We start from the raw sequence: 10695 nt of genomic DNA, 5'->3' as shown, positions 1-10695 counted from the left end.
ATAGTTACCTAAATTTTACCCCATCGATCCTAGTCCTTAATAATGGGGAATACCCTAATTGTTATCTGGTCACTAAGGGAAAAAACGGTAGCGGATTGCATCATCTCTTAGGCATAAAAACCTTGACGAAATTTTAATGTGCCGCTACCGCTTTAGGTAATCTGATTAATAATTTAAGCAAAATAAATATTTGTACTCCTTAAATAAAAGATCAAAACAAATCTAAAGGACGATCTTTCTATTAAATCCTGTTATTCTGATCAGATAACTATTCAATCAGAATGACAACTCTTGGTTAAATACTCCGAAAATACTTATTTAGGCTCCCATAACTCAATCTTATTGCCTTCTGCATCCATAATATGGATAAATTTTCCAAAATCATAAGTGGCAATTTCATCGAGTATGGTTACGCCATTTTCTTTGAGTTTTTCCAGTAGCGCTTCAAGGTTTTGAACGCGGTAATTGATCATAAACTCCTTTTTTGAAGGCGAAAAGTATTCATCCCCTTTTTTAAATGGACTCCATTGAAGGGAATCTACCTCGTCGGGATTGTTAAGGTTTCTGGAATCAAAACTTACTGAACCCCATGCATTAACTTCAACCCCTAAATTCTTAGCATACCAGTCTTTTGTTTCCTTCGGATTATCTGAGAAAAAGAAAATACCGCCTATCCCTGTCACCTTCGGTGTGGTATCAATAGCTGAAGTTGAGTTTTTTGAATCTTCCATATCGTTTTTTTTGAGTTATAATTTAAGACCTATTGCGATCAGTATTTATATTTAATTTTCTTGATCGTTACAAGATAGCAGAAAATCATTTCTCCTGATTATCTTTTTCTTCACACAAACGATTGATTGTTGCCCTAAACAAAACCTAATCTCCAATTTTTTTCAGGAATAAACATGGTTAAATCAAACTAATCTGCCTTAAAAATAATTTTATTCAAATTACAATTAATTTGTAGTATTAATACTGATGTATCAAGATTGTTTAGCTAATTTTTGTTAATCCTAAGTTGTTTTAAAACAAACGTTTGCGTGGTTTTTTATCAAGAAATATGATAGGAATGATTCATTGCGATATTAAATTAGAGAAAGCGAGTTCCTGTTGTAAGTCTCTGTTTGATACATCATTACTAACCATAAATCTCAAACCAAATCAATGAAAAAGTCTATCAAATCAATTTCGGGCCTGGCTATACTGGGTTTCGTATTATTTACCAGTTCCTGTAAAAAACAAGAAAATTTGACGGGTGCAGATGGTGCATCTACAGATCAGAGTAAGAAACTGGGGCTTGCAAATGCCCAGGCGCTTGGCGGTACATCGTTAACCGTTTCGATGGGAGGAAATGCTTTTGTAACTACTTTAGCATCAGGCGGGGCAGAAACGGTGACTTCGACAAAGTTGGCAAACTGGACCAATGCCAATAGTATTTTCAGTTCTTATTTCAGGATCGGAAATACAGGATCACTAACTGTGGCTGTAAAAGCATCGGTGCCCAGTGGTACAAGTGTTTTAAAAATTACCATAAACGGTACTCCATTTAACGTTACAGCAACAGGTACGGCAAATACCACTTATACGGTAGGTACAGTAAACATCGGCACACCTGGTTATGTAACGGTTCAGTTTCAGGGAGTAAGCAAAACAGGATCTTACTTCGCAGATGTTTCTGATCTTGTGATTAGCGGGCCTGCAGTAGCATCAAATGTATATTATGCCAATGATCCTGCCAATTATTACTGGTCGAGGCGGGGACCTTCAGTTCATTTAGGCTTTTCGGCACCTGCAAATACAGAATGGTTTTATAACGAAGTTACTGTTCCAACAGGAGAAGATAAGATCGGGAGTTATTACATGGCAAATGGTTTTGATGGGGGCTATTTCGGGATACAGGTGAATTCGGCTACAGAGCGCAGAATACTCTTCTCGGTTTGGAACCCAACAGGTGGAACCACAACCTGGACGAGAAAGGGGACAAATGTTGTTGCGACTAATTTTACTGGCGAAGGTGAAGGTGGACAATCTTACCTCATTTACAATTGGGTTGCCGGGAATACCTATAAGTTTTTAACGCAGGGAAAGCCAGATGGAGCAGGCAATACCGTTTATTCATCATGGTTTTATGCACCAGAATTAGCAACCTGGACATTTATGGCTTCGTGGAAAAAGCCAAATACCAATAGCTATTTAACCGGGTTATACTCTTTCTTAGAAAACTTTAATGATAAAAATGGTTATTTGGGCAGAAAGGCCGAATACAATAATCAATGGGTACGTAATGCGGCGGGCACATGGACCGAAATTACTTCGGCCAATTTTACTGTAGATGCCACAGGTAGTAACCAGCAAAGAATGGATTTTGCAGGTGGCGTTTCGGGCGGTAAATTTTATCTGCAGAACGGTGGTTTTTTTGCCAACTATGTTACCGCAAACCAGTCGTTTACCAGAACAGCTACTGGTACCGCACCAACGGTTAATTTAACTACGCTTCCTTAGTTCCAATAAATTTTAATTGCAAAGCAGGATGATGTATACTGCTTTGCAATTATTTTAATCTGCATAATTATTTACCTTATTCAATTATATATCCGAAATTGCCTGCTGAAAAACAGCGGTAAATGCTCAGTAAAGTAATCAGGTTTATTTTCTTTGGAAACTACTTTGTAGGAATTTTGGCGGTCGCTCTCACCCTCGAAGCCACTTTTCAACTGAGACTGCCTTTTAATTCCTTAAATTATTACCTGCTGTTGTTTCTGGCACCGACCATTTATTATACTTACGCCTATAATAAAGTTTCTACTGCACCATCTACTACCAATCCTCGTAATCAATGGTATTTTAAACATAAAATTTTTATTAACCGGAGTCAGGCTGTACTTTTTATCAGTTGCATGCTGCTGGCCATTAATCTGCTTTACCAAAACTTTCAGCATATTTTAGCGCTTCCCTTTAGTTATTGGGTAGCTATAGTAATTATTGTTGTTGCAGGCGGCTTGTATTATGGTTTATTGCCAAAATCTTTTCTGCAATTTAATCTCCGCAATACGGGTTGGTTAAAAGCTTTCGTTATCGGTTTTGTTTGGGCCTGTTGCGCCAATGTGCTGCCACTGATTATGCTTAAAATCGAAACAGGCGTGGGGTACCACGATTCGGTATTGTGGACCTGGTTGTTTATTAAAAACTGGATGTTCTGCACCGTAAATGCAATTATTTTCGATATTAAAGATTACCCAACCGATGCCAACAAACATTTAAGGACTTTTGTGGTACGTTATGGCTTGCGAAGAACCATTTTTAGTATTTTAATTCCACTGTTAATTATTGGTTTAATCTCTTTAGGCATATTTGCCAGTTACAAAGGCTTTGGGCTACCCCAGGTTTTATTCAACGTTTTGCCTTTTATTTTAACGATTTACATTGCCTATTCTATGCATAAGAGAAAAAATATCCTCTATTATTTGATGGTAATTGATGGTCTGATTTTATTCAAGGCAATATGTGGGATAATAGGAATGCAGTTTGTACATTAAGCTGAAAGACCAAAGCGTATATTACATTTGAGTGGTCTGTTTTGATACTTGATTCTGAATACTTGTACTCAATACCTGATACTATGAATAACAACTACGATAAAATAGCCAATCATTACGATACCTTAAGCCGTTTGGTGTTTTTTAAATCGCAGGTTAATGCGCAGGTTAATCAACTTCAGTATCTTCCAAAAGATAGCTCAGTTTTAATTGCAGGCGGTGGAACAGGGTGGATTTTGGAAGAAATTGCCAAAATATATCCGAGCGGTTTAAGGATTGTGTACGTAGAAATATCCGCTAAAATGATTGCACTTTCTCAAAAACGGAACTACCAAAATAATCAGGTCGAATTTGTAAATCTTGGTATTGAGGATTTCAAAACAGAGATTGCATTTGATGTAATTTTAACACCGTTTCTTTTCGATAATTTCGCTGAGCAACGTGCGGAAAAAGTGTTCGGACAGTTAAATGCATATTTGAAGAAAGATGGACTATGGTTTTTAGTCGATTTTTCGCTCAATAAAACGAACGGGAATTGGTGGAAATGGCTGCTGCTAAAATCAATGTACAGCTTTTTTAAATTACTTGGGATTGTAGAAGCAAACGAGCTTATCGACATGAATCCTTACTTTTTAAATGCAGGTTATAAGGTCTTAGAACTGCGCTTATATTATGGAGGCTTCATTAAGGCGGTTATTTTCAAAAAATAAAATGACATTTAATTAATGCATCTGTGTTGCATTTGAAATTTGAATTCAGATCTTTGTATTAAAAGATAAGGATATGGATTTTGATGTAATTATAATTGGAGGTAGCTATGCTGGTTTATCTGCCGCATTAACTTTGGGCCGTTCAACCAGAAAAGTTTTGGTAATCGATTCAGGGAAACCCTGTAACAGGCAAACCCCTCATTCGCATAATTTTTTAACACACGATGGCGATCGGCCTGCTGAAATTTCAGCAGCTGCAAAAGCCGAAGTGTTAGAATATCCAACAGTAAAGTTCTTGGATGGGAAAGCCAATTCGGCTAAACAGGTAGAAGGTGGCTTTAGTGTTGGTTTGGAAGGTGGACAGCATTTTACTTCCCGCAAATTGTTAATAGCAACTGGTTTGAGAGATGTACTGCCCGATATTAAAGGCTTGGCAGCATGTTGGGCCATTACTGCGGTACACTGCCCTTATTGCCATGGTTATGAAGTGAAAAATGAAAAAATAGGTTTATTAATGAATGGCGATCATGCCTTTGAGATGGCTAAAAACCTACACTTGTGGAATAAAGATTTAACCATTTTAACCAATGGGAAATCAGAATTTACTATAGAGCAGACTGAAAAACTAAAATCTAAATCGATTACTGTTTTAGAAGAGGAGATTATTGAACTGGAACACCAGGATGGTCAGCTCGAAAACATTGTTTTTAAAAATGGAAAAAAGATAGCCTTTAAAGCAATTTATGTTAAACCAGAGATAGAGCAGCACTTAAATTTTAATGAGCAACTCAGTTTCGAATTAACAGATATGAAAACGATAAAAGTAAATGAGCAGCAGCAAACCACTGCCAATGGCGTTTATGCCGCAGGAGATTGTGCAACCTTGTTCAGGTCGTTATCTATCGTTACAGCCGCTGGAACCATGGCTGCAGTGATGATCAATAAGGAGTTAATTTCTGAAGATTTTTGATCAATCATCGGAAATTAAAATAAGATGGCACCAGCAATAGTAGCAATAAACATGGCCGCCATAACAATTCTATCGGCAGTGATCCATTGATCTCTTGTAAGTGGTGTTGCAACTTTTTTTACGGTTTCTGCTTTATGCCTGGAAAGCCTGAAAACTGATGTGTCTAATTTAATAATCATGGGATAATGTTTTAATAGGGTCGATTTTCTTAAGGCAAATCCCAAGCCAAAAATTCAGAAAAATGTGAAATTGTTAATAACTTATATTTTTTATTAATTAATTGATATTTATACGGTTGTAAAATACTGTAGGTATTTAAACAGGCTGATCAGGCTGTTTGAAATTCAATACAGCACGAGCACTTTATGTGTATAGTTGACTAACTTAGGAGTTTCAGAAAGGGCACAAGTGTAAGGCTAACTTCGTAAATTTAGTGAAGAACAACTGTTTCTCTTCACCTAAACCTGATCGCGCCAAATAGCCCCCGATTTTATAAAAAAAATTGTATTTAAGACTTTTCTAATCGGGGCTATGGGAAATAGCAGGACTGCCGAAACCGAAGGATTACAGATCCTTGCTTTTCCAAAAAACAGTAAAAAATTTCATCTTTTACTGAATTATTTCCAAAGCACAAAATTTTATTTAAAATTATACAATTGATAATCAGTGTTTTATGAATTTACTTTAATTTATTTTAGTACTATGTATTGCATGGTAGTATATAAAACATATATCTTTGTTATATGATAGCAGAAAATACGCAAACGCAAATGCGGAAGGGAATTCTGGAATACTGTGTTTTATCGATCATCTCTCGGGGCGAAATTTACGCTTCGGATATTATTGCTGAATTAAGGTCGGCAAAACTGTTGGTGGTTGAGGGCACGTTATATCCATTATTAACCAGGCTTAAAAACAACGGTTTGTTAAGCTACAACTGGGTAGAATCTACCTCAGGCCCACCGCGTAAATATTATACCCTAACCGAAGATGGTCGGGGCATTTTATCACAATTAGATCAAACCTGGCAGGAGCTGGCTTATGCTGTAGGTATTTCACAAAAAGGAGCCAATTCATAATTAGTAAAAAAGGAAATGGAAAAGACCATCATCATAAATATAGGAAATACGATTATTCATATTGAAGAAAGTGCTTACGAACTCTTAAAGGCCTACCTGAACGAAGTAAAACAATATTTTGCCAATCATGCAGATGACCTTGAAATTGTAACGGACATTGAAAACCGGATTGCAGAACTGTTGACTGAGCAATTGGAGGAGCAGAAAAAACAGGTTGTAGATTCGGCCAACGTAAATTCGGTTATTGCGCAGATGGGTAGGGTACAGGATTTTGATACAACGGAGGAAGGCGAAGAAGAGCCTGTAATCAATAATGCTTATCAGTATCAGTATACCGAGAAAAAACTGTACCGCGACATGGACGACCGTGTAGTAGCAGGTGTTTGTGCAGGTATTGCCCATTATGTAAACGCAGACCCTAAATGGATCAGGTTGGCTACATTGCTGATCAGCTTTGTTGGTGGATTTGGCGTATTGGTGTACGTACTCCTTTGGATTATCATGCCGAAAGCGAAATCGCGGGTAGAGAAAATGGAGATGAAGGGCGAGCCCGCAAATCTTCAGGGTTTTCAAAAGAACCTCGACGAAGAGTTACAAGCTGTTAAGGAACGCTTAAGTGAAGTAAATAAACACGCACAACCTATATTCGGACGGATAGGCATTTTTATCGGTGAGTTTTTCGAATGGCTTGGCCGCTTTATTTCGGGCACAGGAAAAGTGATCTTTAAAGTGATTGCAGGTTTTATCGTAGTATTTGGGGTATTATTTTTACTGGCTTTAATTATTAGTGTGGCAGCTTTCCAGGGATTTTGGGATGCGAGTATTTACGAATATTTCCCCTTCTCTATTATTAACGAAGGCAATAGAGGAATCATTTTATTTGGTGCATTTATTGTATGCTTTGTACCGGTTTTAGCTTTGGTATTATTCTCCATCAGGGTGGCGTTTAACAAACAGGCCATAAATAAAACACTTTCTTTTGCTTTGCTGATTATCTGGTTGGCTGGTGTAGCTGTAACGGGTTATCAGGCCGCTAAAATATCTTCGGAGTTTAAACAGCACGCAGAGTTAACGCAAACTGTCGATTTAAAATCTTTCTCTTCGTATACTATTAATATCGATAAAAGTAAATATTTCAGTAAAGAGGATAGTGTGGCTTACCACATCGATGCAAATAACCGCCACCAGATTGTGGTTGACGATTTTGAAGATGGACCGTTTGTTTCGCCTAACCATATCCGTATCGATATCATCAAGAGCGAAACCAACGTTACGCGTTTAACACAGAAGTACGAATCGCAGGGTAAAACCTTTCAAAGTGCATTGCAGAATGCGCAGAACATCAGCTACAGTTATGCCGTGAAAGATTCGGAGTTGATCTTTAGTCCTCGGTTTCAATTGAGAAAAGGAACCATCTGGCGTAACCAGGAGGTAAGGTTAACCCTTGAAGTTCCGGTGGGTACAAAGTTAATTTTAAAGGAAGATGCTTACCGTTACATTAATAATTACTGGACCTGGGACTGTAAAAACAGCGAAAACGACCACAATGATTATACTGTTTGGATTATGACCGAAGATGGCTTGAAGTGTGTTGCGCAACTAAAAGAAGAGGCCTTAAAAAAACAAAAGCTAAAAGGAGAATTATTCGATTTGGAACTGTTGAAAAAGAGCAAACCTACGGATACCATTTATCAGGATTCTGTTTCAAACAGGATTAAGGAAGTTAAAGAAGAGTTGGGGATTGAACCTGAACAATAGTCCTGGCCGGTGAAACCTAATCATTCCCATACAAATTGGCATTAAGATTTCCGCCTGCGCGGGAAAGACGATCACTTTGCTGTGAAGAAGCTGCCAATCACTGATTTATCTCGGTAAAAAAAAATATAACGCCTAAAAAAGAAACCATGAAAACATTATTTACGCTAATTGCATGCCTTATGGTGTGTGGGACATCTTTTGCCCAAAAATTAAATAAACTCACGGGTAAAATCGTTGATGATAAGACGGTTCCGGTATCGTTTGCCATTGTTAGGGTGCTGAATTATCCTGATACAACTATCGTCAAAAGTGTATCAACCAATATAGACGGCGAATTTACAATCGACCAGTTAAAAAGTGGTGAATATCAGCTATCCATCTCGATCGTTGGTTTTAAAAGTAAAAAGACGGATCGTTTTTCGCTTAACGGAGATCTAAGACTACCTGCAATCAGCATCGAGAGTTTAACTAAACAGCTGAAAGAAGTGAGCGTTCAGGGCAGAAAACCTTTTGTTGAACACCAGATCGATAAAACTGTGCTGAATGTAGAAAATAGTATCGTTTCGACAGGTAGTACTGCACTCGAAATTTTAGAGAAAGCGCCAGGTGTGCAGTTAGACAGGCAGAACGAACAGATTTTATTGAATAATAAATCGGGTGTAATGGTGATGATTGATGGAAAAAACAACTTTTTATCGGCATCAGATTTAACCATCTATTTAAATAGCTTAAGCAGCAGCCAGATTGCCACTATAGAAATTATTACCAATCCATCAGCTAAATATGATGCGGCGGGTAATTCGGGCATTATCAACATTAAACTAAAAAAGAATAAGGCGTTTGGTACAAACGGAAGTATTTCATCAACCTATCGCAATGCAATAAGGGCTAATTTGCCTACCAATATCTACGGGTCGGAGGTAAACTTTAATTTAAACCACCGTGTAGAAAAATGGAATTTTTACACCAATGCAAATGCCTCTAAAAACAATAATTTTTCGAATTTATTTCTAGAGAGAAGCACCAACTCTAATGGTTTGCAGAGCGTATTTAATCAAAATTTTCAAAAAATATATACCGGATCGCGCTTGGCTGCAAAAGTCGGTGCAGATTATTATGCCAGTGAAAAAACGACGATAGGGCTTATGCTGGATGGCAGCACCAGTACGCGTAAACTGGATAATTTCTCTCAAACATTTATAAACGAAACTAAAGCAGGTGTGGTTAATAACAATTCATTAATCCTGAATGGTGATGCCAATACGCCAAACAAAAATTATAGTGCAAACTTTAACATCAAGCATGATTTTAAAAAGGAAGGTGCCAGTTTAAATTTTGATGCCGATTATTCTGGCTTTGATTACTCGGGAGTGGAAAATTTTAATACCGATTTTTATGATGATAAAGGTATTGTTTACAACAATACGACCATTAGAAACAATAGTAAAACAGCCATTGATATTTATGCGGCCAAAACCGATTTTACCTGGCCAATATCAAAAACAACGAAGCTGGAAACAGGCCTGAAAAGTACGTATGTAAAAACCAATAACGATTTTCTTTCATCGGCATTGATCAATAACGAATGGCAGAATATTGTGGGACAAAGCAATAACTTTATTTATAAGGAAAATGTGAATGCAGCTTATGCAAATGTATCTAAAGATTTGGGCAAGTGGCAAATTCAGGCAGGTTTAAGGGCAGAGTATACACAATCAACCGGGACATCGGTAACCAATAATACCGAAGCAAAGCAGCATTATCTGTCGTTATTCCCAACCGTTTTTGTAAGTCAGAAAATTTCGGAGAGTAGTAATTTACGTTATTCATATGGCAGACGCATAGATCGCCCCAATTACCAGCAGTTAAATCCTTTTAATTTTTATATGGATCCTTATACCATACAGCAAGGCAATCCATATTTAAAGCCTCAGTTTACCAATAATTTCGAAGTAAGTTACAGCTATAAAAGTGGCCTGTCTTTCTCATTGAGTTATTCTAAAACAAAAGATTTAATTTTAGATAGTAAAACGGCACAAAACGACAGCACCAGGATTGTTACGGTTGGACAAGGTAATATAGGCAGCGGGCAATATTATACAGCAGGATTATATTTTCCTTTGGCCATTACCAAATGGTGGAACCTGCAGAACAATTTTAGTTTGTTTTACAACAAATTTAATGATGATAACTTAGAAGGAGCACCTTTTATGTTGAGTAAATTATCGTACAATTTTAACATCAGCAGCTCCATTACCTTACCTGATAACTGGACATTCGAAACCAATTTCTGGTTAAACTCGCCACGCGTACGTGGTTTGGAACGGACCATTATTTACCAAAATGCGCTGAACATGGGGGTACAGAAAAGTTTCTTAAATAAAACTTTAAAACTCAGGTTAAACGTCGACGATATTTTCCAAACCAACTATTGGAAAGGAACGCTCGATTATCAAAATGTGAATTTAAGGGTTCAGAACAATTACATTAGCAGAAGGGCCTCCTTTAGTGTAAGTTATAGCTTTGGTAACCAAAATTTAAAATCAAACCAAAACCGGAAAACAGCTGCCGATGATATTAAAAACAGAGCGGGGGGCTAGGTGAGTTTAGAGTCTTTAGTCCAAAGTCCTGAGCCGGCTCGC

The 10695-nt window shown here is 37.4% G+C and carries 9 protein-coding genes; 7 read left to right on the top strand and 2 right to left on the bottom strand.

The genetic code is table 11. The features are described 5' to 3' along the window. Positions 1-314: 314 nt before the first annotated feature. Complete coding sequence (locus U859_RS0121195; protein WP_025145303.1) at positions 315-731, bottom strand: VOC family protein; 417 nt, start codon at positions 729-731, stop codon at positions 315-317. Between the two features lie 433 nt (positions 732-1164). Between U859_RS0121195 and U859_RS0121190 the strand changes: the two genes are divergently transcribed. The 4 genes from U859_RS0121190 to U859_RS0121175 all read left to right on the top strand — a co-directional run bounded on the left by U859_RS0121190 (position 1165) and on the right by U859_RS0121175 (position 5216). Then, positions 1165-2502 carry a DUF3472 domain-containing protein gene (locus U859_RS0121190; RefSeq protein ID WP_025145302.1) on the top strand — a complete coding sequence of 446 codons (1338 nt, stop codon included), beginning with the start codon at positions 1165-1167 and terminating at the stop codon, positions 2500-2502. 122 nt (positions 2503-2624) lie between these two features. Continuing rightward, positions 2625-3536, top strand: a complete 912-nt coding sequence (locus U859_RS0121185; RefSeq protein ID WP_025145301.1) for a hypothetical protein — start codon at positions 2625-2627, stop codon at positions 3534-3536. Between the two features lie 83 nt (positions 3537-3619). Continuing rightward, positions 3620-4246 (top strand): class I SAM-dependent methyltransferase, encoded by a 627-nt coding sequence (locus U859_RS0121180; protein WP_025145300.1) that lies wholly within the window; start codon positions 3620-3622, stop codon positions 4244-4246. A 73-nt stretch (positions 4247-4319) separates the two neighbouring features. After that, complete coding sequence (locus tag U859_RS0121175; RefSeq protein ID WP_025145299.1) at positions 4320-5216, top strand: NAD(P)/FAD-dependent oxidoreductase; 897 nt, start codon at positions 4320-4322, stop codon at positions 5214-5216. A 14-nt stretch (positions 5217-5230) separates the two neighbouring features. Here U859_RS0121175 and U859_RS32255 read toward each other — a convergent pair whose 3' ends face one another. Further along, positions 5231-5395, bottom strand: coding sequence for a hypothetical protein (locus tag U859_RS32255; RefSeq protein WP_205314423.1), 165 nt, complete (start codon positions 5393-5395; stop codon positions 5231-5233). Between the two features lie 564 nt (positions 5396-5959). On the opposite strand from U859_RS32255, the gene U859_RS0121160 reads away from it, so the two are divergent. The 3 genes from U859_RS0121160 to U859_RS0121150 all read left to right on the top strand — a co-directional run bounded on the left by U859_RS0121160 (position 5960) and on the right by U859_RS0121150 (position 10653). After that, positions 5960-6295: a PadR family transcriptional regulator gene (locus tag U859_RS0121160; protein WP_025145298.1), complete on the top strand. Its 336-nt coding sequence runs from the start codon at positions 5960-5962 to the stop codon at positions 6293-6295. Positions 6296-6310: 15 nt separating this feature from the next. Next, positions 6311-8053, top strand: coding sequence for a PspC domain-containing protein (locus U859_RS0121155; protein ID WP_025145297.1), 1743 nt, complete (start codon positions 6311-6313; stop codon positions 8051-8053). Positions 8054-8199: 146 nt separating this feature from the next. Continuing rightward, positions 8200-10653: an outer membrane beta-barrel family protein gene (locus U859_RS0121150; protein WP_025145296.1), complete on the top strand. Its 2454-nt coding sequence runs from the start codon at positions 8200-8202 to the stop codon at positions 10651-10653. Positions 10654-10695: the final 42 nt, after the last annotated feature.

Origin of the sequence: Pedobacter jeongneungensis, assembly GCF_000633455.1 — a bacterium.
GTDB classification, from domain to species: Bacteria; Bacteroidota; Bacteroidia; order Sphingobacteriales; family Sphingobacteriaceae; genus Pedobacter; species Pedobacter jeongneungensis_A.
Note: the sequence above shows the minus strand (reverse complement) of the source record. Positions and strands in the feature narration are given on the sequence as shown.

Excerpts from the sequence above, each read along its gene's own strand:
- U859_RS0121175 (WP_025145299.1), top strand. The coding sequence starts at position 4,320 with ATGGATTTTGATGTAATTATAATTGGAGGTAGCTATGCTGGTTTATCT.
- U859_RS0121150 (WP_025145296.1), top strand. The coding sequence starts at position 8,200 with ATGAAAACATTATTTACGCTAATTGCATGCCTTATGGTGTGTGGGACA.
- U859_RS0121180 (WP_025145300.1), top strand. The coding sequence starts at position 3,620 with ATGAATAACAACTACGATAAAATAGCCAATCATTACGATACCTTAAGC.
- U859_RS32255 (WP_205314423.1), bottom strand. The coding sequence starts at position 5,395 with ATGATTATTAAATTAGACACATCAGTTTTCAGGCTTTCCAGGCATAAA.
- U859_RS0121195 (WP_025145303.1), bottom strand. The coding sequence starts at position 731 with ATGGAAGATTCAAAAAACTCAACTTCAGCTATTGATACCACACCGAAG.
- U859_RS0121190 (WP_025145302.1), top strand. The coding sequence starts at position 1,165 with ATGAAAAAGTCTATCAAATCAATTTCGGGCCTGGCTATACTGGGTTTC.
- U859_RS0121185 (WP_025145301.1), top strand. The coding sequence starts at position 2,625 with ATGCTCAGTAAAGTAATCAGGTTTATTTTCTTTGGAAACTACTTTGTA.
- U859_RS0121160 (WP_025145298.1), top strand. The coding sequence starts at position 5,960 with ATGATAGCAGAAAATACGCAAACGCAAATGCGGAAGGGAATTCTGGAA.
- U859_RS0121155 (WP_025145297.1), top strand. The coding sequence starts at position 6,311 with ATGGAAAAGACCATCATCATAAATATAGGAAATACGATTATTCATATT.